Genomic DNA, 26200 nt, shown 5'->3' on the forward strand with positions numbered 1-26200 from the left:
GGCGCGCCCGCCGTCGTGGCTGACTTTCTGTGGCCGAGGTTCAGGCGGTCGCGAAAGGGTTCGTCTCTGCCTCGGTGCGTGATGCGTCTGCCCCGGGTTGGCACAGCGCGACGGGGAGGAGAGCCCGGGTTGATTTTCGGGCTCCCCTTCCCGTGTGGAAGGGAGGAGCGTCATCGGCAAGCGCTGCTGTGCAGGTGCGTCTTCAGGTGCCGTGTGGTTCGTTCACCGCCAGCAGGTGACCGCGGCTGATCGCGACGCGGAGTACGTCCCGTAGGGCCCCGGTCAGTTCCTTCGCCAGTCGTTGCTTTTCCTCTGGGGCCGCGTCCTGGTCGTCGAGCGTTTCGGAGGCTTGCTCCAGCAGCTCGGCGGCCGTGCCTAGTTGGACCGATTCGATGTTGTCCGCCAGGCGTGACATGAAGCCGTCGCGGTCGTCGGTGCTCAGGTAGCAGGGGTTTCCGCCGGGGCCCGACCACGGGAGGAGTCGCAGTTCGTCTTGTGCCGTCATCCTTGCGTCTGCCTCTCGTCGATCACGTGGTGGGTGGTGAAGACCGCGTCGATGCGGTCACCCGGGAAGGCCAGCAGCGCGGCCTCGACAACACGTCCAGCGGAGTCGGTCGCGGTGCGTGTGATGGCGAGGACTGGCCCGGTGGAGCCGATCCGAAGGGCCGATGCCTCGTCCGGTGTCGCTGGACGGGCGCACACCGTCTCCCGGATGGCGGTCGGCGCAGGACCGAGAACGGCGAATCTCTTGACCTCTTCTCCGTGCGCGGATTCGTCGTCGAGCGCTCCGGCCGGCACCAGGTCGCGCGGGATGTAGATGCGGGCCAGCCCGTGCGGTGACGCTTCCTCGAAGCTGAGGCACGAGACCTCGACGACGGGACTGCCCATGGGCACGTTGAGCAAGCCTGTGAGACGTCCGTGCGCTTGAACCGTGGTGGTGCGAACGGTGACACGCAGGGCCGCTTCGGCAGCGGTCCACGGGTCCAGGGTTCCCCAGCCGCCGACGTACATGATCTTGCGGAGGGGGCGGCGGACGAAGTTGCCCTTGCCGTGGATCTTCTCGACGAGGCCTTCCCCTTGGAGTGCGGCGAGGGCGCTGCGCAGGGTCAGGGTGCTGACCTTGTACCGGTCGGCCAGGTCGGCTTCGGACGGGAGGCGTTCACCGGGCTTGATGCGGCCGGTCGTGATCTGTCGCCGGAGGTCGTCGGCGATGTCGTGAGGGCGAGAGGGCACGGACCCGGTCACCGCCTTGTCAGCGACCGCACGGCGAGGAGCCGGGTGCGTGTGTGGATGGTCAGCAGCTCGCCCGACTCGAAGACCAGTTGCTTGGCCCCCTGGGGGAGCTGGAAAAGGTCTCTCACCCGGCAGGCATGGCCGCCGAGTTGGATGACGTCGCCGCGCTGCACGGTGGCCGCGGTGACCTCGACACTGCCGACCAGCGCGCCGCCGGTTGCCCATGCGTTCATCGCTCTGCCTCCGGGGGAGGGGTTCGGTCGGCTGTCGGGTGACACGGGCAGTCGCACGCTTCGTAGATCACGGGAAGGTCGGCCGGGGTCGAAGCCGGGGAGGACTCCGCGCAGGCGGGGTGCGTGCCGATGCGGCAGGCGGTCGAGCGGTAGGGAACGGCCGGAGCGTCCGCGATGTGGAGATGTCGGCGAGACGGCCTTGAGGACATCGAAGGCATCAGCGGAGCCTCACGAGTGCCGGCCATGCACGGGTCGGCAGATGGGGAGCGATGACCACCGTGCGCGTGCGGGCGGGCTTCTCCTGGGCCAGCACGTACGGACGGACGAGTGAGACGTCTTCAGCCGCGAGCGGGTGGCAGCGGTCCCCGTCGCTGGGGCTCCGGCCCGCGAAGGCCGTCAACGCCTCAGTGGGGGAAGCGAAAGCGGTCGGTGTGTGGACGGTCGTTAAGGGGCGGCGGTGCCTGCCTCTTGCGGAGTGACGCGCCCTGGTGAGGGATGCGGCGCGGCGGATTCGGTTGAGCACGCTGGTCAGCTCCTATCGCTGATGGCCCGGTCCCCGGACATCGCCCGTCGCGGGGACCGTTCTGCGTACGACCGCCCAGAGGGTGCGGCCGTTCAAGCTGGTGGCGAGGAGCCCGAACCGATCGGCCTCGGCCACCACGTCCAGGACCTCCCGCCATGACGCGGCGGAGAGCCCGTCCGGCACCTCCGCTTCGACCGACGAGTGACGACGGTGTTCCTCCACTCGCGTGGGAAGCCCGAGGGCGGACAGCCGGGCGGCGATGGCCGCCGCGCTAACTTCCGAAGCGGGCACAGGACAGCCTCCGTCACCAGCGATCACTTTCAGTGAAGCTAGTTAACTAGATTAGGGCTAGTGGACTAGATTTTCCATATGCCTGAGCAGCCGCCCTATCTCCGCATCGCCGACGAACTCCGGCGCCGGATCGCGGAGCACGTATGGGAGCCGGGTGACCGTCTGCCCTCTCGCACCCAGATCGGCCAGGAGTGCGGCGTGGGCGAGAACGTGGTGCGCCGGGCGCAGGAGCTGCTGATCTCCCAGGGGTTGTTGGAGGGGCGCGCCGGATCGGGTACGTACGTCGCCGAGCCCCGGCAGCGGGTGCGGGTGGTCCGGTCGGCGGCGCGACGGGTCACCGTTCCGAGCCGACATGAGGGACATTGGCAGGGCGGGGGACTGGGAGAGTCGGACCGACGCCAAGGTGCCGGCGCCCGCAGACATCGCCGCGCGGCTCGGGATCGCGGAGGGCGAGCTGTGCGTCCGGACCACGTACGAGTTCCTGGCGGACGGCAAGCCGGTGCAGCTCTCGACGAGCTGGGAGCCGTACGACCTCACCGCGGGCACGCTCGTCGTCCTCCCCGAGGGAGGCCCGCATGCCGGAGCCGGTGTCGTGAAGCGCATGGCCGCGATCGGGGTCACCATCAGCCACGCCGTGGAGCAGCCGGAACCGCGGACGGCGACCGCCGATGAGGCGTCGTTGCTCGGCATCCAGAAGGCGGCGCTGGTCACGCACATCCGGCGGACGTACTACAGCGACGACGGACGGCCCGTCGAGACGGCGGACATCGTGGTGCCCGTCGCTCACTGCGAGATCGTCTACGAGATTCCGATCAATCGTTGATCCTCAGTGGAGGCGGGGGTGGTCGTGGGTGTTGACGCCCGGCGACCGCCCGCGACTCCTCTCCTTCTCCTGTTCGTGGCCGGTCAGAGGCTCCGTCCAAGATCATTCCTGGGCCGTCCCTGGGCCGTGCGAGGTCGGCAGAAGCTGACAGGGACTGCCCGGCGGTGACCGCTCCCACCCCGCTCTGGCCTGGGGCCCCGCAGATGATCTGCCACACTGGACGTGTTATGCCTGCACCCGGAGAACTCACTTTTGTCGCGCCGCGCGGAGCCAAGAAGCCGCCGCGGCACCTTGCCGATCTCACGCCCGCCGAGCGCAAAGAGGCGGTTGCCGCGATCGGTGAGAAGCCGTTTCGTGCCAAGCAGCTCTCGCAGCACTACTTCGCCCGGTACGCGCACGACCCCGCCCAGTGGACGGACATCCCCGCCGCCTCGCGCGGCAAGCTCCAGGAGGCGCTGCTTCCCGAGCTGATGACCGTCGTGCGGCACCTGTCGACCGACCAGGACACCACCCGCAAGACCCTCTGGCGGCTCTTCGACGGCACGCTCGTCGAGTCCGTGCTGATGCGCTACCCGGACCGGGTCACGATGTGCATCAGCTCGCAGGCGGGCTGCGGGATGAACTGCCCGTTCTGCGCCACGGGACAGGCGGGCCTCGACCGCAACCTGTCGACCGGCGAGATCGTGCACCAGATCGTGGACGGCATGCGGGCGCTGCGTGACGGCGAGATCCCCGGGGGCCCGGCGCGGCTGAGCAACATCGTCTTCATGGGGATGGGCGAGCCGCTCGCCAACTACAAGCGCGTGGTCGGCGCGATCCGCGCCCTCACCGACCCCGAGCCGGACGGGCTCGGGCTGTCGCAGCGCGGTATCACCGTCTCGACGGTCGGCCTCGTCCCCGCGATCAACCGGTTCGCGGACGAGGGCTTCAAGTGCCGGCTCGCGATCTCCCTGCACGCCCCGGACGACGAGCTGCGCGACACCCTCGTCCCCGTGAACACGCGCTGGCAGGTGCGTGAGGTGCTGGACGCCGGCTGGGGGTACGCGGACCGGTCCGGGCGTCGGCTGTCCATCGAGTACGCCCTGATCCGCGACATCAACGACCAGGCGTGGCGTGGTGACCGGCTCGGCCGGATGCTCAAGGGCAAGCCCGTACACGTCAACCTCATCCCGCTGAACCCGACCCCGGGCTCGAAGTGGACCGCCTCGCGGCCCGAGGACGAGAAGGCCTTCGTCGAGGCCATCGCGGCCCACGGCGTCACGGTGACCGTCCGGGACACCCGGGGCCAGGAGATCGACGGAGCGTGTGGTCAGCTCGCCGCGACCGAGCGGTAGGCTGAACCGAGTCGGTCCCCCGCCCATCGCGGGGTCCGGCAGCGCCGCGGCCGGACGGTCCGACGTCCGGCGGCGGCACCGTCCGACATCTTCATATTCCGACAGGGGAGCGCCACAGCGCTGAGAGTGCGGGACAGACCGCAGACCCTCTGAACCTTGCCCAGGTCATTCTGGGTAGGAAGTTCGGTCATTACTCAAGCTGTTGCGCCCTGCCCGGGAACCGTCAGAGGTCCCGGGCAGGGCCGCGTCTCTTCCTGGTCACCCAGGAGGAATTCAGTGAGCATCACCACCACCATCGGCGGCGGCAGAAGGTTCGCCGTCATGGCCGCGGGCCTCGGCCTCGTCGCGCTGCCCGCGCTGTCCGCGTGCGGTTCGTCCGGCGCCGCCGGCTCGGGCGACTCGAAGACGGTCACGCTCGTCAGCCACGACTCGTGGGCCGTGTCGAAGAACGTGCTCGCGGACTTCGAGAAGCAGTCCGGCTACAAGGTCCGCGTCCTCAAGGACGGCGACGCGGGCCAGGCCGTGAACAAGGCCATCCTGACCAAGGACAACCCCCAGGGCGACGTCTTCTTCGGCGTCGACAACACCCTGCTCTCCCGAGCGCTCGACAACGGGCTCTTCCAGCCGTACGCGGCCAAGGGCGCGGACCGGATCAAGCCGGAGTACCGGACCGACCAGGCCGAGCACCGGGTCACCCCCATCGACACCGGCGACATCTGCGTCAACTACGACAAGGCCTGGTTCGCCCGGCACAGGATCGCGCCGCCGAAGTCCTTCGACGACCTGGTCAAGCCCGCGTACAAGAACCTCCTGGTCACGGAGAACGCCGCCACGTCCTCGCCCGGCCTCGGCTTCCTGCTCGGGTCCGCCGCCCACTACGGCGACGCGGGCTGGCAGGACTACTGGAAGAAGCTCAAGGCCAACGGCGTGAAGGTCGTGGACGGCTGGGAGCAGGCGTACAACGACGAGTTCTCGGGCTCCGCCGGCGGCAAGAAGGCCAAGGCGGACCGCCCGCTCGTGGTCTCGTACGCCTCCTCGCCGCCCGCCGAGGTCATCTACGGCGACCCCAAGCCCACCACGGCCCCCACCGGCGTCGCGGACGGCACCTGTTTCCGGCAGGTGGAGTACGCGGGCCTGCTCAGCCACGCGGCCAACGCCAAGGGCGGCAAGGCGTTCCTGGACTTCCTGCTCACCAAGGAGTTCCAGGAGGACATGCCGCTCAACATGTTCGTCTACCCGGTCCGTGAGGGCGCGCGGGTGCCCGCCGAGTTCACGCAGTACGGTCCGCAGGCCAAGGATCCCGAGATCCTGGCGCCCGCGAAGATCGCCGCCGACCGCGACCAGTGGGTCAAGTCGTGGACCTCGCTCGTACTGAAGTAGCGGACGCGGACGCGAGGGCTGCGGCGGAGGCCGGCGCTCCGACGGCGACGGGCGGCCCCGGCAGCCCCGGCGGCGACGGCGGCCCCGGCAGCACCGGCAGCCCCGGCGGAGCCGACGGGCGGCCCGGTGCCGCCCCGGCCGGCCGCGCGGCCCGCCGCGGGAACGCCGCACGGTTCGCCCTGATGGCGCTGCCCGTCGCGTTCTTCGCCGTGTTCTTCGCCTACCCCGTCGCCGCGATCGTCTCGCGCGGTCTCCACGGCGACGGCGGCTGGCGGCTCGGCCGGATCTGGGACGTCGCCACCCGGCCCGACATCCTGCACGTGCTGTGGTTCACCACCTGGCAGGCGCTCGCATCGACGGCCCTCACGCTGCTGGTCGCGCTCCCCGGCGCGTACGTCTTCGCGCGCTTCGACTTCCGGGGCAAACAGGTGCTGCGGGCCGTGGTCACGGTGCCGTTCGTGCTGCCGACCGTGGTCGTCGGCACCGCGTTCCTCGCGCTGGTCGGCCGCGGCGGGCTGCTCGACGAGCTGTGGGGCGTACGGCTGGACACCACGGTGTGGGCGATCCTGCTGGCGCACGTCTTCTTCAACTACGCGGTCGTCGTACGGACCGTCGGCGGGCTCTGGTCACAGCTCGACCCGCGCCAGGAGGACGCCGCGCGCATGCTCGGCGCCTCACGGTTCGCCGCCTGGCGCAGGGTGACGCTGCCCGCGCTCGGACCCGCCGTGGCCGCCGCCGCCCTCATGGTCTTCCTCTTCACCTTCACCTCCTTCGGCGTGGTGCAGATCCTCGGCGGCCCCACCTTCTCGACCCTGGAGGTCGAGATCTACCGGCAGACCTCCGAGATCTTCGACCTCACCACGGCCGCGGTGCTGACCATCGTGCAGTTCGTGGCGGTCGGCGCGATCCTCGCCGTGCACGCGGCGACCGTGCGCCGGCGGGAGACCGCCCTGCGGCTGGTCGCCCCCGACACCACCGCGCGCCGGCCGCGCGGAGCCGGACAGTGGGCGCTCCTCGCGGGCGTGCTGGCGAGCATCGCGCTCCTGCTGGTGCTGCCGCTCGCCGTCCTCGTCCAGCGCTCCCTCGGTGCTCCGGGCTTCGGCTACTACCGGGCTCTGGCCCACGACGACGGAAGCGTCTTCCTCGTCGCCCCCATCGCGGCGATCGGCAACTCGCTGGAGTACGCGCTCGCCGCCACCGCCATAGCCGTGCTGATCGGCGGTCTGGCCGCCGCCGCCCTCACCCGGCGGGCCGGACGGCTGATGCGGGGCTTCGACGCGCTGCTGATGCTGCCGCTCGGCGTCTCCGCCGTGACCGTCGGCTTCGGGTTCCTGATCGCCCTGGACGAGCCGCCGCTCGATCTGCGCGCGAGCTGGGTCCTGGTGCCGCTGGCGCAGGCCCTGGTGGGCGTGCCCTTCGTCGTACGGACCATGCTGCCCGTGCTGCGCGCGGTGGACGGGCGGCTGCGGGAGGCCGCGGCCGTCCTCGGGGCGTCGCCCTGGCGGGTCTGGCGCGAGGTCGACCTGCCGATGGTGCGCCGGGCGCTGCTGATCGCGGCGGGCTTCGCCTTCGCCGTCTCCCTCGGGGAGTTCGGGGCGACCGTCTTCATCGCGCGGCCCGACAACCCGACGCTGCCGGTCGCCGTGGCCCGGCTGCTCGGCCGCGCCGGCGACCTCAACTACGGCCAGGCGATGGCCCTTTCGACCATCCTCATGGTGGTGTGCGCGGTGTCGCTGCTGCTGTTGGAGCGGGTACGGACCGACCGGACCGGGGAGTTCTAGATGCTGCTGAGCCTTCAGGGCGCGACCGTACGCTTCGGCGGGCGGCCCGTGCTCGACGCCGTCGACCTGGAGGTCGCCGAGCACGAGACCGTGTGCGTGCTCGGGCCGAGCGGCAGCGGCAAGTCCACGCTGCTGCGGACGGTGGCCGGTCTTCAGCCCCTGGACGCGGGCCGGGTGCTGCTTGACGGACGGGACCAGGCGGGTGTTCCCGCGCACAAGCGGGGCGTCGGCCTGATGTTCCAGGACCACCAGCTGTTCCCGCAGCGGGACGTGGGCGGCAACGTCGCCTTCGGCCTGCGGATGCAGGGCACGCCGAGGAACGGACAGACGGCCCGGGTAACCGAGCTGCTGGACCTCGTCGGCCTGCCCGGGGCCCGCGACCGGGCCGTCGCCTCGCTCTCCGGCGGTGAGCAGCAGCGCGTCGCGCTGGCCCGCGCCCTGGCGCCGCGCCCGCGGCTGCTGATGCTCGACGAGCCGCTCGGCCAGCTGGACCGCTCCCTGCGTGAACGGCTCGTCGTCGAACTGCGCGAACTCTTCGGAGAGCTGGGCACGACGGTGCTCGCCGTCACCCATGACCAGGGCGAGGCCTTCGCGCTCGCCGACCGGGTGGTGGTGATGCGGGACGGACGGATCGCCCAGTCCGGTACCCCCCTGGACGTCTGGCAGCGGCCCGCGGACGCCTTCGTGGCCCGCTTCCTCGGCTTCGACAACGTGGTGGAGGCGACGGTCGGCGCGACGGCCGCCGACACCCCGTGGGGCCGGGTCCCGGTGCCCGGGGGCTCCGCCCAGGGGCCGGGCACGCTCCTCGTCCGGCCCGCCGGGGTACGGCTCGTGGCCGCGGCGGACGGGCTGCGCTGCACGGTCGCCGCGCGCACCTTCCGGGGCACCCATGTCGCCGTACGGCTCCAGCCCGAGGGCGCGCCCCGGCTGGAGGCGGCGTGCGCGCTGCGGGACGCGCCGGAGCCCGGGGACGTGGTCGGGGTGGAGTTCGACGCCGCCGAGGTCGTCGTCCTGGGAGGGCCCGAGGCGCCCGGGACACAGACGGTCGCGAAGAGCCCCGCGCGGCGGGCGGGTTGAGCGGAACCTCCGCAAAGGCGTGTGGCCCGCCCCCTCGACGGGGGCGGGCCACACGGTCGTTCGGGGTGCGGGTCAGCTCGCCTTCGAGGCGCCACGGCGGCGCATGCCGAAGAAGACCGCTCCGCCACCGACGATGACGAACGCACCGGCGATACCGGCGATCATCGGGGTGTTGGAGTTCGCACCGGTCTCGGCGAGGTTGGACTCACCGGCGGCCGCGGACGGCTGGTTGTCGCCCGGGGTGGCCGGAGCGGCGCTGCTCTCCGACTCGGACGGGGTGGCCGAGTCCGAGGGAGCCGCCGAGGAGGCGGACTCCGACGGCTCCGGGCTCGCCGAGGGGGACGGGGACTCGGACTTCGTGGAGCAGGCCTCGTCCTTCGTCACCAGGTTCGGAGTGATGTCCTTGTCCAGGACCTTCGGGACACTGACGTGGATCCGGTACTCGGCCTTGGGCGCCCAGTCCTCCGAGAAGGAGATGGTGGCACCGTTCTTGCTGCCGGTGACCGTCTGAGCGGCGCCGACCTGGTGGTCGTCGGCGCCATTGCGCTCGAGGAAGACCGTGACCGTGGCTTCCTTGGCGGAGCCGTCGATGTCGGTCACGGTGATGATGCCCTTCCCGTTGCCGTCACAGGTGGCGGCAGCCGAGAAGTCACCGATGTTGCAAGCGAGTGCGTTGCCGGCGACGCCGAGCGCGAGCGCGGCAGAGGCGGAGGCAACGCCGAGGATTCGCACGGAACGTGCGGTGCGTCGAGATATGGACACGATTGCCCTTCACAGGTTGCGCAACTGCGGGGGGTGTAGGGGGATTTGCTGTAATTCATTCCAGCAACAGCACCCCCAGAGGTTTCACAGGTTTATAAGTGCGGCCTAAGTGCTGTCAATGCGTAGGCGCCGCCTCGGCGTTGGCTTTGCCGAGTCGTTAACCTCCCAGGTGTTTGAGCGCGTGCGGAGCGTCATCGACCCCGTCCACAAGGGCGATCGACGACTCCATCGCCCTTTCCCTGGCCAGCGCTCTGAGCAGGTCCCAGGCCGGAAACCTCTCGGTCCAGTGCACGCGGTCCACCAGCACCATCGGGGTCGGCTCACCCTTCGACCCGTAGTAGTTGGGGGTCGCGTTGTCGAAGATCTCCTGTACGGTCCCGGCGGCGCCGGGCAGGAACACGACGCCCGCGTTCGAGCGGGCCAACAGCCCGTCCTCGCGGGTCGCGTTGGCAAAGTACTTGGCGATGTGCGAGGCGAAGGCGTTCGGCGGCTCGTGGCCGTAGAACCAGGTGGGGACGCCGACCGAGGGGCCGCCCGAGGGCCAGCGCTCGCGCACCTCGAACGCCGCGCGCGCCCAGTCGGTGACGGACGGCGTGAACGAGGGGGCGGCGGCCAGCACCCCGAGCGCCTCGTCGAGCATGGCGTCCTCGAACGGGGCCGCGTACGCGCCGAGGTTGGCCGCCTCCATGGCACCGGGGCCGCCGCCGGTGGCGACCATGAGGCCGGAGCGCGCGAGGGTGCGGCCGAGCCGGGCGGCCCCCGCGTACGCCTCGGTGCCGCGCGCCATCGCGTGGCCGCCCATCACCCCGACCACCCGTACGCCGGCGAGGAGTTCGTCGAGCGCGTCCGAGACGGAGTCGTCGTGGAGCGCGCGCACCGTCGAGGCGAATATGTCGCCGTCGGCCTTGGTCCGCTGGAACCAGGCGTAGGCGCGGGCGTCGGGCGTCGACTCGTACCCCGTGCCGAGCGAGGCGAAGAGCTCGTCGGGGGAGTAGAGGCGGCCGCGGTAGGGGTTGAGCGGGAGGTCCGGCACGGGCGGGAACACCAGCGCGCCCGAGGCCCGGACGCGGGCGGCGGCCTCGGGGTCCATCGGGCAGCCGAGGAACACGGCACCCGTGGTGTCCAGGTCGGACAACTCCCGCGTACGGGCGGTCAGATCGACGGCCTGGACACGGAACCCGGCGAGCGAACCGCCCGCCGAGACGACCTCGTCGAACTCGGCGAGGGACTCGATCTCACGGTCGTCGGAGACATGAAGGGGGGTCGGGAGCACGCGGCCATGCTAGGGGCTGCCGCCCGGGACACCAGGGCCCGGTGTCACCGGCGTGCGATGTTCAGGTACGCCCCCGCGACCCGGGGCTCTGGCCCGGCCCCGATGTGCCCGGGGCCGGTTCCGCGGCCGCGACCCGGGGGGGCCCGTCGGGCGGGTGCCCCCCCCCGGGAGGTGCCCTGGGCGGCCCCGAGGGCGGTCGCCTCGACGACGGTCTGGGGCCGGTGGCGGGTGACCCTCCGGGAGGTGTCCTTGGGCGGGCCCTGGAGGGCGGAGTCGCCTCGATGGCGAGGGCGGCCCAGGAGGGCCGAGTCACCGGGATGGTGAGGACGGGGCCGGGGCAGCGGGGGACGGTCCAGCGTCGGCGCGCAGTCCTCCGGGAGGTACCCCTGGGCGGGGCCCGGAGGGCGGAGTCGCCGGGATGGTGAGGACGGGGCCGGGGTGGCGGGGCCCTGAAGGCGGTCGCCTCGATGGCGAGGGTGTGGCCCGGAGGGCGGAGTCGCCGGGATGGTGAGGGCGGGGCCGAGGTGCGGGAGGGCGGTCCGGGGGCGGCCCCTGGACCTCTGGGAGGTGCCTCTGGGCGGGGCCCTGGAGGGCCGGGGCGTCGGGATGGTGAGGGCGGGGCCGGGGGACGGTCCGGGGGCGGCGCGCGGACCCCTGTACCGCGCGCCGGCCACCGTGACGTCCGCCGGTCCCTCTGCGGGGCTCAGCCCCGGAACACCGGCCCGTGTTGAGGCTCAGCCCCCTTGGCGTCGGCCGGTGTTGAGGCTCAGCCCCCTTGGCGTCGGTCGGCGTTGAGGCTCAGCCCCCCTTGGCGTCGGCCGGGATAGTCGACGGAGGATCGGGTCAGTTCTGGATCGCTGCCGGGTCCATCCACATGACCTCCCAGGTGTGGCCGTCCAGGTCGTCGAAGGCGCGGCCGTACATGAAGCCCTGGTCCTGCGCCTCGCCCGTTCCCGAGCCGCCCGCGGCGATGGCCGCGTCGACGAGCTCGTCGACCTTCGCGCGGCTCTCGGCGCTCAGACACAGCAGCACCTCGCTGGTCTTCGTCGCGTCCGCGATCTCCTTCTTGGTGAAGTCCGCGTACCGCTGCCTGCCGAGCAGCATCGCGATGATCGTGTCGCTGATCACCACACAGGCGCAGTCGTCGGTGGAGAACTGCGGGTTGATCGAGTAGCCGAGCTCCGTGAAGAACTTCCTGGACGCGGCGACGTCGGACACGGGCAGGTTCACGAAGATCATCTGCTGGTACATGCGAGGTTCTCCCGTCGATGTGATGCCGTTCGCAGGGGTAGACCGGGGACCCGCCCGGAAATCATCGCCGCCCCGGAGCTTTTCTCGGGGGGACCGGGCGGAGCCGTCCGCGGGCGCGCCGGCCGGCACGCCCGCGGAGGGGTCAGCCGATCAGAGGGATCGCGGCGAGTTCGGCGACCGCCCAGGTCAGCGGCGCGAACACGAGGAGCAGCGCCCCGGTGCGCAGCGCGGCGGCACCACGCAGCATCGAGGCGGGAGCCCCCAGCCGCAGCAGCGCCGCCGTGGTGTCGGCACGCGCCTGCTTCGCCTCGACGGCGGCGGTCGCCAGCGTCAGCAGCGTGCACCCGGCGACCAGCAGACCGCCGAGGGTGGTCAGCGGCCCGAACGCGGGCCGGGCGCCGGTGTACAGCGTCGTCACCGCGAACGCGCCCGACGCCACCGCGCACACCACGCCGAGCGGCTGCCCGATGCGCTTCGCCTCCGCCTGGAGCACCCGTCCGGCCAGCAGCCGCAGCGCGCCCGGACGTACGGCCTGGAGAAGCCAGCCGCACACGAAGGTGATCGCGGGTCCGGCCAGGGCCAGCCCGACCGCGGTCAGCACCCAGCCGAGCAGGACCCCGGCCGGGCCGCCGGCGAAGCCGCCGGGCAGGGCGAGCGCGGGCGCGGGGCCCGAACGGCTCGCGTACGTCTCCACGGCCAGCCCGGCCGCCACGGTGGCCGCGCCCCAGGGGAGCCCGCCGGGGTAGGACAGCGGCGCCGGGGGCGCACCGGCCTCGGCGGCCCGGCGCGGGTCGGGGCGCGCACCGGGCACGGCCGCGCCCTCGTACGCCGTCTCCGTGCCCTCGTACGGCAGGTCCACGCGCTCGTACGAGAGCCGCTCGTGCCGGGCCGGGGACGGGGAGGCCGCCGGGGCCGGGCGGGGTCGGTCGGGGGCGGCTGACGGACGGTCCTCGGCCGTTCCCGGGACCTCCCCGGAGGCGTACGCCGCGGCCGTCCAGTGGAAGTCGTCGAAGCGCGGGCCGCCGTCCGCACCGGGACCCGGTGCGGCGGGGCCGGCACCGTCGCCGCCCGGCGCGGTCCGGAACCCGTCGCCCAGCGCGGCCACGGTCGGACCTTCGGCCGTGTCCGCGGGGCCGGCCGGCACCGCGACGGGCGTGCCGGGGCGCCGGGTGTCGACGGCCGTGTTCTGCCGGGACGACATCCAGGTGCGGCCGTACGACCACGCGGCCCGCGCCGGACCCCGGCCCCGGGGCCGCAGCGCCAGGGCGGCCGCCCCGGAGGCCGCGGCCGGTACCAGGGCGAGCAGCGTCAGGGCCGCGGGCAGCGGCAGGGACTGGCCGGAGGCGAGGAAGTCCGTCGCCGTGCCGCCGAACGGGACGCCGGTCAGATCGCCGCGCAGCTGGAGGAAGAGGAGCAGGGCGAGCAGCGATCCGAGGAGCGTGGACAGGGCCGTGGTGGCGGCGGAGATCGCCATCAGCCGGCCGGGACCGAGGCCGAGGGCCGACAGGCCGGTCCGGGGCCGGGTGGCGGGGTCGGTGCGGGCCACCGCGACGGCGAAGTAGACCGTGGCGGCGAGGGGGACGACGCACCAGGCCAGGCGCAGCGCGCCGGCGGCCGAGGCGTCCGGATGGCTCATCGCGTATCCCAGTGTGCACAGCAGCAGGAACCCGGTGCCCGCGGAGGCGGCGGCGACCAGGAGCCGGCGGAGCTGGACGAGGGGGCGGCCGCCGCGGGCTAGACGGAGAGCGAGCACGCGGCCCGGCCTTCCGCCTCGGCGACCGGGGGCAGGTGGACGGTGTTCACGCGCCGTCCGTCGAGCAGGGACACCGTGCGGTCGGCGAGGGCCGCGGTGTCCGGGTCGTGGGTGGCGAGGACGACGGTGATGCCGTGCGACCGGGCCGCCGAGGTGAGGGTGCGCAGCACATGGGTCCGGTCGGCGCGGTGCAGCGGCGCGGTCGGCTCGTCGGCGAACAGCACGGTGGGCGCGGGGGCCAGGGCGCGGGCGACGGCCACCCGCTGGCGCTCGGACTGGAGCAGGGCGTGCGGACGCTTGCGGGCACAGCCGTCGATGTCCAGGCGCTTCAGCCACTCCAGGGCGGCGGTCTTCGCGGCCCGGCGGGTCCAGCCGCGCAGCATCAGCGGCAGAGCGGTGTTCTCCCAGGCGTTCAGCTCGGGGATCAGCGTCGGGGACGGGTCGATCCAGCCGAACCGGTCCCGGCGCAGCCGCTCGCGGGTGAGCCGGCCCATGGTGTGCACCGGCAGGCTGTTGAACCAGACCTCGCCGCGCTGCGGCAGCAGCTGGCCGGACAGGCAGCGCAGGAGGGTCGTCTTGCCGCTGCCGCGCGGGCCGCCGACGGCGAGGATCTCGCCCTCACGGACGCCGAGCGAGACACCGCTGAGCGCGGGCGAGCCGTTGTGCTCAACGTGCAGGGCGCGTGCCCAGAGCACGTCGTTGTCAGGCGGGGCCACCATCGCGTACACCTCGTTCAGAGCTGATGTGCCGTGCCCGGCGATCTCTTCGAGGTCGCTCGGTCCCCCGGAAGGGGGAACGAAGGCAGGGCCGATCGGTCACAGGGCACGCTAAGGAGTCGGGGCGCGGAGGGCGGACAGCACGCGGCCCCGGGCCGCCCATTCTCACTCGAACGGGGGGCCCGGGGCCGGGGTGATCAGCCGGACGCGAGACCGGGACCCGCCGTGGTCAGGACGGCGGATCCGGGTTCGCGGCGGGCGGCCGACCGGGCGCGGTCAGAGCTTGGTCCACGCCTCCGTCAGGACCTGACGGACGATGCCCTCGATCTCGTCGAAGGTCGACTGGTCGGAGATCAGCGGCGGCGACAGCTGGATGACCGGGTCACCGCGGTCGTCGGCGCGGCAGTAGAGGCCGTACTCGAAGAGCTTCTTGGAGACGAAGCCGTAGAGCACGCGCTCCGACTCCTCGTCCGTGAAGGTCTCCTTGGTGGCCTTGTCCTTCACCAGCTCGATGCCGTAGAAGAAGCCGTTGCCGCGGACGTCGCCGACGATCGGCAGGTCGTGCAGCTTCTGGAGGGTCTTCAGGAAGTTCGCCTCGTTGTCCAGCACGTGCTGGTTGAGGCCCTCGCGCTCGAACAGGTCGAGGTTGGCGAGGCCCACGGCCGCGGAGACCGGGTGGCCGCCGAAGGTGTAGCCGTGCAGGAACGTGTTGTCGCCCTTGTAGAACGGCTCGGCGATGCGGTCGGAGACGATCGCGGCACCGATCGGGGAGTAGCCCGAGGTCATGCCCTTGGCGCAGGTGATGATGTCCGGGATGTAGCCGAACTTGTCACAGGCGAAGTAGGTGCCGAGACGGCCGAAGGCGCAGATGACCTCGTCCGAGACGAGCAGCACGTCGTACTTGTCGCAGATCTCGCGCACGCGCTGGAAGTATCCGGGCGGCGGCGGGAAGCAGCCGCCGGCGTTCTGCACCGGCTCCAGGAAGACGGCGGCGACGGTGTCCGCGCCCTCGAACAGGATCTCCTGCTCGATCTGGTCGGCGGCCCAGCGGCCGAAGGCCTCCGGGTCGTCGCCGTGGATCGGGGCGCGGTAGATGTTGGTGTTCGGCACCTTGTGCGCGCCGGGGACCAGCGGCTCGAAGGGGGCCTTCAGGGCCGGCAGACCGGTGATGGACAGGGCGCCCTGCGGGGTGCCGTGGTAGGCGACCGCACGCGAGATGACCTTGTACTTCGTGTGGTTGCCGGTCAGCTTGTGGTACTGCTTGGCCAGCTTCCACGCGGTCTCGACGGCCTCGCCGCCGCCGGTGGTGAAGAAGACCTTGTTCAGGTCGCCGGGCGCGTGGTGGGCGAGGCGCTCGGCCAGCTCCACGGCCTTGGGGTGGGCGTAGGACCACACGGGGAAGAACGCCAGCTCGGCGGCCTGCTTGGCGGCCACCTCGGCCAGCTCCCGGCGGCCGTGACCGGCCTGGACCACGAACAGGCCCGCGAGACCGTCGAGGTACTTCTTGCCCTTGTCGTCGTAGATGTAGGTGCCCTCACCACGGACGATCGTGGGAACGGGCGCGTTCTCGTACGAGGACATGCGGGTGAAGTGCATCCACAGGTGGTCGTACGCGGTCTTGCTGAGGTCCTTGGTGCTCACGGTTATCGGGTTCCCCACATGTAGGTCTGCTTCTTGAGCTTCAGGTAGACGAAGCTCTCGGTGGAGCGCACCCCGGGCAGGGCCCGGATGCGTTTGTTGATGACGTCCAGCAGGTGGTCGTCGTCCTCGCAGACGATCTCGGCGAGGATGTCGAACGAGCCCGCGGTCATCACCACGTACTCGACTTCCGACATGGCAGCGAGCGCTTCGGCCACCGGATCGAGGTCGCCCTCGACCGTGACGCCGACCATCGCCTGGCGACGGAATCCCACGGTGAGCGGGTCCGTGACGGCGACGATCTGCATGACGCCCTGGTCGAGAAGCTTCTGGACCCGCTGGCGCACGGCGGCCTCGGAGAGGCCCACGGCCTTGCCTATCGCGGCGTACGGGCGGCGTCCGTCCTGCTGGAGCTGCTCGATGATGGCGAGGGAGACGGTGTCCAACTGGGGACTGCCGTTCCTGGACTCGCGGGAGTCCCTGGGTTCCGCGCTTCGACTGACCACGACCCCACTCTGCACGACGTATCGACAGTTCCGCAAGGTTCGGGCGATGAAATTCGTTGTTTACGGCGGCACCTCGTGCGGATTTCGCAGTTCTGGGCCGTTCGGGGGTGTTGAAAACGCGGAGCCACGGATTAGGGTGGGGACCCAGACATCTCAGGTAGTGGACACCTGGGTCGTTGGACATCCGACAGGAGGGCCGGGCAGTGAGCACCGAGCTGCGTCGTCTGCGCAATTACATCGACGGAGAGTTCCGCGATGCCGCCGATGGACGGACCACCGAGGTGGTCAACCCCGCGACCGGCGAGGCGTACGCGACCGCGCCGCTTTCCGGCCAGGCGGACGTCGACTCCGCCATGGCGGCCGCCGCGGCGGCCTTCCCGGAGTGGCGGGACAAGACGCCCTCCGAGCGTCAGAAGGCCCTCCTGAAGATCGCGGACGCGTTCGAGGAGCGGGCCGAGGAGCTGATCGCGGCCGAGGTGGAGAACACCGGCAAGCCGATCGGTCTGACCCGGTCCGAGGAAATCCCGCCGATGGTCGACCAGATCCGCTTCTTCGCGGGCGCCGCCCGCATGCTCGAGGGCCGTTCGGCCGGCGAGTACATGGAGGGCATGACCTCGATCGTCCGCCGCGAGCCGGTCGGCGTCTGCGCCCAGGTCGCGCCGTGGAACTACCCGATGATGATGGCGGTGTGGAAGTTCGCCCCGGCCCTCGCGGCGGGCAACACGGTCGTCCTGAAGCCGTCGGACACCACCCCGGCCTCCACCGTCCTGATCGCCGACATCCTCGGCGGCATCCTGCCCAAGGGCGTCTTCAACGTCGTCTGCGGCGACCGCGACACCGGCCGCGCGATGGTCGAGCACCCGACCCCGGCGATGGCGTCCATCACGGGCTCCGTACGCGCGGGCATGTCGGTCGCCGAGTCGGCCGCCAAGGACGTCAAGCGCGTCCACCTGGAGCTGGGCGGCAAGGCCCCGGTCGTCGTGTTCGAGGACACCGACATCGCCAAGGCCGTCGAGGACATCTCGGTCGCGGGCTTCTTCAACGCCGGCCAGGACTGCACGGCCGCCACCCGCGTCCTCGTCCAGGACTCCATCCACGACGAGTTCGTCGCCGCTCTCGCCAAGGCCGCCGCCGAGACCAAGACCGGCCAGCCGGACGACGAGGACGTGCTCTACGGCCCGCTGAACAACCCCAACCAGCTCAAGCAGGTCGCCGGGTTCATCGACCGCCTGCCCGCGCACGCCAAGGTCGAGGCCGGCGGCAAGCAGGTCGGCGACAGGGGCTACTTCTACGCCGCGACCGTCGTCTCGGGTCTGAAGCAGGACGACGAGATCATCCAGAACGAGGTCTTCGGACCGGTCATCACCGTCCAGTCCTTCTCGGACGAGGCGCAGGCGATCGAGTGGGCCAACGGCGTCGAGTACGCGCTGGCCTCCTCCGTCTGGACGAAGGACCACGGCCGCGCGATGCGCCTGTCCAAGTCCCTCGACTTCGGCTGCGTGTGGATCAACACCCACATCCCGCTGGTCGCCGAGATGCCGCACGGCGGCTTCAAGAAGTCCGGCTACGGCAAGGACCTGTCGGGCTACGGCTTCGAGGACTACACGCGCATCAAGCACGTGATGACGTCGCTGGACGGCTGACGGCCTTGAACCACACGGCCCCGGACGGGAGTTGATCCCGTCCGGGGCCGCGCCGTTCCCCCTCCGCGCCGGATCAGGCGGTCTCGGTCACGGCGGAGAGGGTGGTCCGGGCGGGTGTGCCCGGCTCCGCCTTCTCCGTGTGGAATCCCGGCAGTTCCCGCGGGGAGCCGACGGAGCCGCCGGCCGACCCGCTGACGGAGCCGCCGGCGGAGCCGGTCCCGGTGCCGTGCTCGCTTCCCGGCTTGCCAGGCCTGCCCGGGGCGGGCAGCGGGGGCAGCCCGGGCAGCCCGGATCCCGTGGAGAAGCTGATGCCGGCCTTCCTCAGGACGGGCGCGCACGCCTTCTGCGCGGCCCGGTAGTCCTTGGACGCCGGGTCGAATCCCTTGGCCGCCCGCACCCGTACGTCGAACCGGACGCGGCCCTTCCCGTCCTTCGAGGCGTGGAAGGACGGGAAGACCTGCTGGCCGTGGCCGCGCATACAGGCCGCGAACGCCGCGTCGGCGGCGTTCACGTCGCCGGGCGCGTGCGCGGTGGGCCGGTACCCGACGGCCGGCATGGCGGCTCCGGACGCCACCGAGGCGCCGGGCCGTCCGCCGGCCCCGGCCTGCCGTGCCGGCACGGCCGACGCGGCCGCTCCCGCCGTCGCGGCGGTCCTGGTGGTCGCGGTGGTCCTGTCGGACGCGGAGGCGGCAGAGGCGCTGACGGTCCCGAGGGTGGCGGTCGAGATCAAGACGCAGGCCAGGGCGAGTCGTTGTGGCCGAGTGGCCGGTGCACGCATGGGGTTCCTCCAGGGGACGGGCGGCGGTGCCGCCGGGTCGGACGCGATGGAGCAGGCGGCGCGCCGCCGTGCCGTGCCCCAGACAAGCCCGCGGACGGTTACGGCACGGGAACGGCCGTCCTTATCACCACGCGACACCCGCCCCCTGTCCCGGCGCACTTCGCCCTGGACACCCTGTCGCGGCACACTCCGGCCCTGCACACGCTGTGCCTGCGCACTCCGGCCCTGCACACGCTGTCCCCGCGCACCCCGCCCTCGTGCAGTCAGTCCCTGAACACCCTGTCCCGGCACACTCCGGCCTTGCGCACGCTGTCGCTGCACACGCTGTCCCCGCGCACTCCGTTACCGCGCACCCCGCGAGCGTGCAGTCCGTCCCGGCACATCGTGTCCCCGCACACCCTGTCCCGGCGCACTCCGGCCCGGCCAGGGTCCTCGCACAGCGGGGGCTTATCCGCGTGTAACCGGCGGCCCGCCACACTGGGCGCCATGCGTGTGCTGGTGGTCGAGGACCATGAAGAACTCGCCTGGACCCTGGCCACCGGGCTGCGCCGCGAGGGCATGGCGGTCGATCTCGCGCCGGACGGCCCCACGGCGCTGGAGCGGACCGCCGTCAACGGGTACGACGTCGTCGTGCTCGACCGCGATCTGCCCGGCGTCCACGGCGACCAGGTGTGCAGGACGCTGGCGGCGGGCGGCAGCCGGGCCAGGGTGCTGATGCTGACCGCGTCCGGCACGGTGGCCGACCGCGTGACGGGACTCGGTCTCGGTGCCGACGACTATCTGTCGAAGCCCTTCGCCTTCGCCGAACTGGTGGCGCGGATACGGGCCTTGGCGCGGCGAGCGCAGCCCGCGCTGCCTCCCGTCCTGGTCCGCGGTGAACTGCGCCTCGACCCCGCCCGGCGGCAGGCGACCCGGGCCGGATCGGGACTCGCCCTCAGCCCGAAGGAGTTCGCCGTGCTCGAACTCCTGCTGGCCGCGCAGGGTGCCGTGGTCTCCACCGAGGAACTCCTGGAACGGGCCTGGGACGAGGCGGCCGACCCCTTCAGCCAGACCGTGAAGGTCACGGTGAGCCGGCTGCGCCGCAAACTCGGCGAGCCGCAGCTCATCGCCACGGTGGACCGGGCGGGGTACCGGATCGCATGACGGACGCGTCCCCCGGAGCGGCCCGCCGGACCCCGTACGACCCGTACCTCGGGCCGGTCCTCCACGCCCCGCACGGGCACCGCCCGTGGCACGCCACGGGCGGTGGTGTCCGGTGGCGGATCGCGCCGCGCAGCATCCGGTGGCGGCTCACCCTGCTCTACAGCGCGCTGTTCGTGGTGGCGGGGGCCGCCCTGCTCGGCTTCACCTATCTGCTGGTGTCACGGGCCGCGCCGTCGACCACGGCCGCCTCGTCCGTGTCACCCGGGCTGCCCGGGGGCGACGGCCTCACCACCCCCGATCCGCCCACGCTCACGCTGTACGCCGAGGCCCTGCGCGCCGATCAGCTGCACCAACTGCTCGTCGAGGCGGGCATCGCGCTCGCCGTGATGACCCTCGCCTCGGTGGCCCTCGGCAGGCTGATGGCCGGACGCGTCCTCGCGCCGCTGCGCACGATGACGGCCGCCGCCCGCCGGATCTCCGCGGACGACCTCGGGCGGCGGCTGGCCGTGACCGGTCCCGAGGACGAGCTGAAGGCGATGGCGGACACCTTCGACGAGGTGCTGGGACGGCTGGAGGGCGCGTTCGAGGCGCAGAAGCAGTTCGTCGCCAACGCGTCGCACGAACTGCGCACCCCGCTCACGCTCCAGCAGGCGATCGTGGACGTCGCCCTCGCCGACCCCGGGGCGTCGGTGGAGAGTCTGCGGGCCGCGTGCCTGCGCGTCCGCGCCGCCGGGCAGGAACAGGAACGTCTCATCGAAGCCCTGCTGACCCTCGCCCGCAGCCAACGGGGCCTGGAACACCGGGAGTTCCTCGACCTGGCCGAGCTGGTACGGGACCGGCTGCCGGCCGCCGAGTTCGCGGACTCCGGCTCCGGATCCGGTGAACAGGGCCCGCGGATCCGCGCCGACCTCGGCCCCGCCCCCGTGCTGGGCGACCCCCAGCTGATCGAGCGGCTGGTGGTCAACCTCACCGACAACGCCGTACGGCACAACACCGAGGGCGAGGAGGGGAGTTGGGTCCGGCTGTGGACCGGGATGCAGGACGGGCGACCGGCGCTGCGGATCGACAACACCGGCCCGGTCGTCCCGCGCGATCAAGTGGCCGGACTCTTCCGGCCGTTCCGGCGACTGGGCACGGACCGGACCCGAACGCACGGGAAGGGCCGGTCCCACGAGGGCCTGGGGCTCGGCCTGTCCATCGTCACGGCCGTCGCCACCGCCCACGGCGGCACGGTCGAGGCGTGGCCACGGCAGCGGGGCGGTCTGTCGGTGCGGGTCACGTTCCCGCCCTGCCCGGCGCCGGGCACGCGAACCGATCGACAGGGTGTCGGATCGCCGGGCGACTGATCGACGCAGCGTCCATTGTCCGGACCGAGCCGGGGTCGGCATGCTTCGCGCGTGTCAGTGAATCGGAAGACCTCGCCCCCGTCCCGCCGGTCCCTGCTGCGCGCCCTGGGCGGCGGTGCCGCGCTCGGAGCCCTCGCGGGCTGCGGGGTACCCGCGGCGTACGTGGGACCCGGTGAACGGGCCGGAGCCGACCTCTCCGCCACGGAGAAGCGGCTGACCTGGGCGAACTGGCCGCTGTACATCGACACCGACGACAAGGACACCACCCGGCGGCCGTCCCTGGAGGCCTTCGAGAAGCGCACCGGGATCTCCGTCGACTACAACGAGGAGATCAACGACAACGACGAGTTCTTCGGCAAGATCAGCCCGTCGCTGATGAACCACCAGCGGACCGGCCGCGACCTCATCGTCATCAGCGACTGGATGTGCGCCCGTTTCGTCCGGCTCGGCTGGGTCCAGGAGATGGACCGGAGCCGGCAGCCGAACGTCGCCAAGTACCTCGACCCGCTGCTGCGTTCGCCCGCATTCGACCCCGGCCGCAAGTCCTCGGTGCCGTGGCAGTCGGGCATCACCGGCATCGCGTACAACCGTCGCAGGCTCGGCCGCGAGATCAGGCACGTGTCCGATCTGTGGGCCGGCGACCTCAAGGGCCGGATCACCCTGCTGTCCGGCCTGGACGAGGCGTTCGCGCTGCTCATGCAGGGCAACGGCGTCGACATCACCAAGTGGCGGGCCGACGACTTCCACCAGGTGTGCGACCAGGTCGAGAAGCAGGTGCGCCGGGGCCAGATCCGCCGCTTCACCGGCAACGACTACATCAAGGACCTGGCCGGCGGGGACGTACTGGCCTGCCAGGCCTATTCGGGCGACGTGATCCAGCTCCAGGCCGACAACCCCGACATCCGGTTCGTGGTCCCCGAGGAGGGCGCCGAACTGTGGGCCGAGTCGCTGATGATCCCCAACCTGGCCCGGCACAAGGCCAACGCGGAGAAGCTCGTCGACTACTACTACGAGCCCGAGGTCGCCGCCGAGCTGGCCGCCTGGGTCAACTACGTCTGTCCGGTGCCCGCCGCCCAGGACGTCCTCGCCTCCTCCAAGGACAAGGACACGGCCGCCCTCGCCGAGGACCCCCTGATCTTCCCGAACGCGAGCATGCGCAAGCGTCTCGCGATCGCCCGCGACATCACCGCCGACGAACGCACGGAGTTCGCCAAGCGCTGGAACGCGATAGCGGGCCTGTGACCCGGGCCCCCGGCGCCGGAGGCGGGACGTCCTCGGTGCCGGCCGCCCGGTGACGGCGGGACGGCCCTCGTGCCGGCCGGCCGGTGTCACCGTTCGCGCAGCAGGTCCCGTGCCCGGGCCAGCCGCCGCGTCCCGGCCGGATAGGGCAGCGCCCCGGCCAGCGACTCGGCCCGGGTCAGCTCCGTCGCGCCCTCCGGTGTCGGGGCGAGCCGCGCCAGGGAGGTCCCGAGGACGATCCGCGCCTCCACCTCGGTGAGGCGCTCCCCGGTCCGTTCGGCGCGTGCCGCCTCGGCGCGCGCGAGCCGCAGCGCGGACTCGGCCCGCCCCGACAGGAGTTCCGCCCAGGCCGTCAGCACCGGCGCCTCCTCGGTGTGACCGTCGAGGGCGCGCAGCGCCCGGTCAGGGCGGCCGGTGCGCAGCGCGAGTTCGGCCCGCGCCGTGCGCACCTCGTGCTCCGCCTGCCGGTCACCGAGCTCGGCGGCGACCGCCTCCGCCCGGTCCAGGAGGACCCCGGCCCGGTCCGCCTCGCCCGCGAACAGCCGTACCCGGGCGAGGGTCGCGAGCGCGTAGGGGAGGCACCAGGCGTCGTAGGCCTCGGCGCCCGTCACCGCCTGTTCCGCCAGGGCGAGGGCCGGACCCGGTTCCTCCAGCAGCAGCCGCAGTTCCGCGAGGTTCCCGCGCTCGAACGCGGCGGCGGTCGGATCGCCCGACCGTTCGGCGAGGCCGAGCGCGCGGGTCCCGATCTCGACGGCCTCGCGCAGCCGTCCCGCCCGCCGCGCGTTCTCGCGCAGCATCGACAGGACCGAGCCCAGCAGCGTCGGATCGCCGTACGCCTCGGCCGGGGCCAGCGCCTGGTCGCCCGCCTCGCGGGCCTGGTCGAAGCGGCCGGCGAGCCCGAGGTTGGCGGCCTGCATCGCGAAGGCGCGGGCCACCAGCGCCTGGCCGGACGTTCCCGGCACGTTCCGGGCCGCGGCCAGGGCCTGCCGGGCGGCCTCGGCGCCGGCCGTGTAGTGACCCTGGACGCAGCGGACCACGGACAGGGCGAGGAAGTGACCGGCGGCCGGCTCCGGCCGGGTGTCCTCGGTCACCGGGTGTTCCCGCAGGGTGCGGCGGGCGGCCGCCATGGAGCTCGTCCTGACCAGGGTCTCGGCGAGCAGCGCCGAGGTCAGGACGGCGTCGTCGCGGTCCCCGCGCCGCTCGAACTCCGCCAGCGACAGCCGCAGGGCGTCGGCCGCCTGCTCGTAGTGGCCCATGCGCCGCAGGACGCGGGCGTGGGCGAGCCGGGCGCGGGCCGCGTCGACGTCCAGCCGGGCCACCAGGTCCCGGTAGTAGCGGTCGGCGGTGTCGTTGGCGTACAGGGCCGCGGCCCGTTCCGCGGCGCGGCGCAGGTACTCGGCCGCGCGCGGGTCGTCGGCGCGGGCGAAGTGGGAGGCCAGGGTGTCGACGGCGTCGGGGCGGCGCCGCCGGACCGCCTGCGCGAACGCGGAGTGCAGTTGCCGGCGGCGGACCGCCGCGAGCTGTTCGTAGCAGGTCAGCCGGACCAGCGGATGCCGGAAGGCGACGCCTTCCTCGGACCGGCCGGCCACCACGACCTGCCGTTCCTCGACGAGCGAGGCGGCGATGGCCTGTTCCAGGGCGTCGGCGGCGGCGGCCCCGGCCACCGGGGGACGCAGGCCGTGTTCGGCGACGTCGAGGAGTTCGGACAGCGCGGTGTCGCCGCCCGCCACGGCGAGCGCCTCGACGATCCGGCGCGCGTCCGCGTCGAGCCGTACGAGCCGGTCGGCCACCAGTCCCCGTACCCCTTCGGGGGCGAGGGTGCCGTCGTTCCCTTCGGCCAGGCCGTGGGCGAGTTCGAGGGCGAACAGCGGGTTGCCGAGGGAGAGTTCCCACACCCGGTGGACCCGGTCCTCGTGCGGTCCGTCCGCCGCCGCGTCGCGTACGACGGCCAGGCACGCCTCCTTGCCGAGCCGGCTCAGTTCCTCGCGCACGCCGTGTCGGCGGCGCAGCAGAGAGGCGAGGGCCGAGCGGCGGGCGTCGCCGTCGGGGAGTTCCTCCTCGCGGTAGGTCACCAGGAACCGCAGGGCCGTGTCGCGCTCCACGGTCCGTCGGGCCAGATGGCTGAGCAGCCGGTACGAGCCCGTGTCGGCGGCGTGCAGATCGTCGAGGACGACAAGGACGGGGCGGGTCGCGGCCAGGTCGCCGAGCAGGGCCGTGATCCCCCGGAACAGCCGGTCCCGTTCCTCCTCCGGGCTGCGTTCGCCCGAGGTCCCCACCTGCCCGAGCGAGGGCAGGAAGGAGGCGAGTTCGGGGTACTCGGCGCCGACCTGGGCCAGCTCGGCGGCGCTGTGCCCGGCGAGCCAGCCCTCCAGCGCCTCGGCGAACGCCCCGTACGGCGTGTGTCCTTCGGCGTCCTGGCCGCCGCCCCAGAGCACGGCGGTTCCGGCCGCGCCGGCCCGCCGGGCGACCTCGCTCACCAGCCGGGTCTTCCCGACGCCCGCCTCGCCGCCGAGCAGGGTGACCGGCGGTCCGTCCGCGGCGAGGAGACGTTCGAGCTCGGTGTCCCTGCCGCGCAGCGGCGGCCCGTTGCGGGTGGCCCGCAGCGGTGCGGGCAGCGGCGGGGCGGTGGGGACGGAGGCGGGGGCCGCGGCGAGCGCGGCCCGGTGCAGCCGTTCCGTCTCCGGGCCCGGTCTCACCCCCAGTTCCGCCGAGAGGATCTCGTGGCAGGCGTGGTACTGGCGTACGGCGCGGCGGCGCAGGCCCTGGCGCAGCGAGGCGTCGATGAGGACGCGGTGGGCCAGTTCCTCGGCCGGGCTGACGGCGAGGATCTGTTCGGCGACGGCCGTGGCCTCGGCGGTGTCGCCCCGCTCGAGGTGCCTTTCGGCCAGCCGGAGCAGCAACTGTTCGCGCAGCTGGGCGAGTTGGGCGCGTCGTTCCTCGGCCCAGCTCGCGTAGCGGTCCTCGGGCAGCATCTCGCCGGTGAACCGGCCCAGCGCGGCGGTCAGTTCGTCGACGTCGCCGTCGGCGAGGGCCGAACGGGCCGCGGTCTCGGCGTCGTCGGCGTCGATCCACACCGTGGCCGGGTCGAGGTGGAGCAGGGTGCCGTCGGAGATCAGGTACGAGGAGGCGGCGCGCGGGGCGAGTTCGGGTTCCAGGGCGTGACGGGCGGCGTGCAGGGCGACGCGCAGGCTGCCGGCGGCGGCCTGGGCGTCGGCGTCGGGCCAGCAGACGTCCATGGCCTGTCCGCGGTGGAGGCGGTGGCCGGGGGTCACGGCGAGGAGCTTGACCAGGGCGCGGGCGCCGGGTCTCGGCCATTTCTCGGCCGGTTCGGGACCGTTGTCGCGCGTCGCGCGAAACCCGCCGAAAAGGTGCAGGCGAAGCAGTGGAGGGGTTGGTTCCGTCCCGGACGTCTCCTGCGCGTTCATGTCGGCGTCAGACTAGCCGAGCACGCCGAGGACCCCCCGGGCGAGGCCCGGG

At 72.6% G+C, this 26200-nt stretch carries 21 protein-coding genes, 1 pseudogene and 1 riboswitch; of the genes and pseudogenes, 9 read left to right on the top strand and 13 right to left on the bottom strand.

What is annotated here, in order from left to right; genetic code table 11:
- Nucleotides 1-202: 202 nt before the first annotated feature.
- The 4 genes from ACFWI4_RS12350 to ACFWI4_RS12365 all read right to left on the bottom strand — a co-directional run bounded on the left by ACFWI4_RS12350 (nucleotide 203) and on the right by ACFWI4_RS12365 (nucleotide 2280).
- Nucleotides 203-505, bottom strand: coding sequence for a hypothetical protein (locus tag ACFWI4_RS12350; protein WP_387194227.1), 303 nt, complete (start codon nucleotides 503-505; stop codon nucleotides 203-205).
- Nucleotides 502-1245, bottom strand: coding sequence for a GntR family transcriptional regulator (locus tag ACFWI4_RS12355; protein ID WP_387194230.1), 744 nt, complete (start codon nucleotides 1243-1245; stop codon nucleotides 502-504). Before ACFWI4_RS12355 ends, ACFWI4_RS12350 begins: the two co-directional genes overlap by 4 nt.
- On the bottom strand, nucleotides 1242-1466 hold the full coding sequence (locus tag ACFWI4_RS12360; protein WP_387194232.1) for a hypothetical protein: 225 nt from the start codon (nucleotides 1464-1466) through the stop codon (nucleotides 1242-1244). The genes ACFWI4_RS12355 and ACFWI4_RS12360 overlap by 4 nt, the downstream gene beginning before the upstream one ends.
- Before the next feature lie 535 nt (nucleotides 1467-2001).
- Nucleotides 2002-2280, bottom strand: coding sequence for a hypothetical protein (locus ACFWI4_RS12365; RefSeq protein WP_387194235.1), 279 nt, complete (start codon nucleotides 2278-2280; stop codon nucleotides 2002-2004).
- Nucleotides 2281-2358: 78 nt separating this feature from the next.
- Here ACFWI4_RS12365 and ACFWI4_RS12370 point away from each other — a divergent pair.
- The 5 genes and pseudogenes from ACFWI4_RS12370 to ACFWI4_RS12390 all read left to right on the top strand — a co-directional run bounded on the left by ACFWI4_RS12370 (nucleotide 2359) and on the right by ACFWI4_RS12390 (nucleotide 8675).
- Nucleotides 2359-3103, top strand: a pseudogene (locus tag ACFWI4_RS12370) (GntR family transcriptional regulator).
- Between the two features lie 227 nt (nucleotides 3104-3330).
- A complete protein-coding gene (gene rlmN / locus ACFWI4_RS12375; RefSeq protein ID WP_385403948.1) occupies nucleotides 3331-4437 on the top strand; it encodes a 23S rRNA (adenine(2503)-C(2))-methyltransferase RlmN in 1107 nt (368 codons plus the stop codon).
- Nucleotides 4438-4530: 93 nt separating this feature from the next.
- A riboswitch (TPP riboswitch) is annotated at nucleotides 4531-4636 on the top strand.
- A gap of 122 nt (nucleotides 4637-4758) precedes the next feature.
- Entirely contained in the window at nucleotides 4759-5817 is a 1059-nt protein-coding gene (locus ACFWI4_RS12380) for a thiamine ABC transporter substrate binding subunit (protein WP_387194336.1), read from the top strand.
- Nucleotides 5818-5999: 182 nt separating this feature from the next.
- Entirely contained in the window at nucleotides 6000-7598 is a 1599-nt protein-coding gene (locus ACFWI4_RS12385; RefSeq protein WP_387194339.1) for an ABC transporter permease, read from the top strand.
- Nucleotides 7599-8675: an ABC transporter ATP-binding protein gene (locus tag ACFWI4_RS12390; protein ID WP_387194238.1), complete on the top strand. Its 1077-nt coding sequence runs from the start codon at nucleotides 7599-7601 to the stop codon at nucleotides 8673-8675.
- A gap of 72 nt (nucleotides 8676-8747) precedes the next feature.
- On the opposite strand, the gene ACFWI4_RS12395 is transcribed toward ACFWI4_RS12390, so the two are convergent.
- The 7 genes from ACFWI4_RS12395 to ACFWI4_RS12425 all read right to left on the bottom strand — a co-directional run bounded on the left by ACFWI4_RS12395 (nucleotide 8748) and on the right by ACFWI4_RS12425 (nucleotide 16574).
- Entirely contained in the window at nucleotides 8748-9407 is a 660-nt protein-coding gene (locus ACFWI4_RS12395; RefSeq protein WP_387194241.1) for an LAETG motif-containing sortase-dependent surface protein, read from the bottom strand.
- A gap of 187 nt (nucleotides 9408-9594) precedes the next feature.
- Complete coding sequence (locus ACFWI4_RS12400) at nucleotides 9595-10710, bottom strand: LOG family protein (RefSeq protein ID WP_387194244.1); 1116 nt, start codon at nucleotides 10708-10710, stop codon at nucleotides 9595-9597.
- 843 nt (nucleotides 10711-11553) lie between these two features.
- Nucleotides 11554-11961 carry a VOC family protein gene (locus ACFWI4_RS12405; protein WP_385403934.1) on the bottom strand — a complete coding sequence of 136 codons (408 nt, stop codon included), beginning with the start codon at nucleotides 11959-11961 and terminating at the stop codon, nucleotides 11554-11556.
- Between the two features lie 142 nt (nucleotides 11962-12103).
- Nucleotides 12104-13714 (bottom strand): hypothetical protein, encoded by a 1611-nt coding sequence (locus ACFWI4_RS12410; protein ID WP_387194247.1) that lies wholly within the window; start codon nucleotides 13712-13714, stop codon nucleotides 12104-12106.
- The gene (locus ACFWI4_RS12415) at nucleotides 13696-14433 is read right to left on the bottom strand and encodes an ABC transporter ATP-binding protein (RefSeq protein ID WP_385403930.1); all 738 of its coding nucleotides are present in this window, start codon (nucleotides 14431-14433) and stop codon (nucleotides 13696-13698) included. The genes ACFWI4_RS12410 and ACFWI4_RS12415 overlap by 19 nt, the downstream gene beginning before the upstream one ends.
- Nucleotides 14434-14706: 273 nt before the next feature.
- On the bottom strand, nucleotides 14707-16089 hold the full coding sequence (locus ACFWI4_RS12420; protein WP_385403928.1) for an aspartate aminotransferase family protein: 1383 nt from the start codon (nucleotides 16087-16089) through the stop codon (nucleotides 14707-14709).
- Nucleotides 16074-16574: an Lrp/AsnC family transcriptional regulator gene (locus ACFWI4_RS12425; protein WP_387194252.1), complete on the bottom strand. Its 501-nt coding sequence runs from the start codon at nucleotides 16572-16574 to the stop codon at nucleotides 16074-16076. Before ACFWI4_RS12425 ends, ACFWI4_RS12420 begins: the two co-directional genes overlap by 16 nt.
- A 203-nt stretch (nucleotides 16575-16777) precedes the next feature.
- Here ACFWI4_RS12425 and ACFWI4_RS12430 point away from each other — a divergent pair, with 203 nt between their 5' ends.
- Nucleotides 16778-18217, top strand: coding sequence for a gamma-aminobutyraldehyde dehydrogenase (locus ACFWI4_RS12430; protein WP_387194256.1), 1440 nt, complete (start codon nucleotides 16778-16780; stop codon nucleotides 18215-18217).
- A 73-nt stretch (nucleotides 18218-18290) separates the two neighbouring features.
- Here the strand turns inward: ACFWI4_RS12430 and ACFWI4_RS12435 are convergent, their stop codons facing one another.
- Nucleotides 18291-18995 (bottom strand): hypothetical protein, encoded by a 705-nt coding sequence (locus ACFWI4_RS12435; protein ID WP_387194258.1) that lies wholly within the window; start codon nucleotides 18993-18995, stop codon nucleotides 18291-18293.
- Between the two features lie 486 nt (nucleotides 18996-19481).
- On the opposite strand from ACFWI4_RS12435, the gene ACFWI4_RS12440 reads away from it, so the two are divergent.
- The 3 genes from ACFWI4_RS12440 to ACFWI4_RS12450 are packed head-to-tail and all read left to right on the top strand — an operon-like array spanning nucleotide 19482 to nucleotide 22726.
- Nucleotides 19482-20138, top strand: a complete 657-nt coding sequence (locus ACFWI4_RS12440; RefSeq protein ID WP_387194261.1) for a response regulator transcription factor — start codon at nucleotides 19482-19484, stop codon at nucleotides 20136-20138.
- Nucleotides 20135-21484, top strand: a complete 1350-nt coding sequence (locus ACFWI4_RS12445) for a sensor histidine kinase (protein ID WP_387194264.1) — start codon at nucleotides 20135-20137, stop codon at nucleotides 21482-21484. Before ACFWI4_RS12440 ends, ACFWI4_RS12445 begins: the two co-directional genes overlap by 4 nt.
- A 51-nt stretch (nucleotides 21485-21535) precedes the next feature.
- Nucleotides 21536-22726 (top strand): spermidine/putrescine ABC transporter substrate-binding protein, encoded by a 1191-nt coding sequence (locus ACFWI4_RS12450; RefSeq protein ID WP_387194267.1) that lies wholly within the window; start codon nucleotides 21536-21538, stop codon nucleotides 22724-22726.
- 86 nt (nucleotides 22727-22812) lie between these two features.
- Here the strand turns inward: ACFWI4_RS12450 and ACFWI4_RS12455 are convergent, their stop codons facing one another.
- Nucleotides 22813-26148: an ATP-binding protein gene (locus tag ACFWI4_RS12455; protein ID WP_387194270.1), complete on the bottom strand. Its 3336-nt coding sequence runs from the start codon at nucleotides 26146-26148 to the stop codon at nucleotides 22813-22815.
- Between the last annotated feature and the right edge of the window lie 52 nt (nucleotides 26149-26200).

The organism is Streptomyces sp. NPDC127038 (assembly GCF_042725875.1).
In the GTDB taxonomy this organism is placed as follows: Bacteria; Actinomycetota; Actinomycetes; order Streptomycetales; family Streptomycetaceae; genus Streptomyces.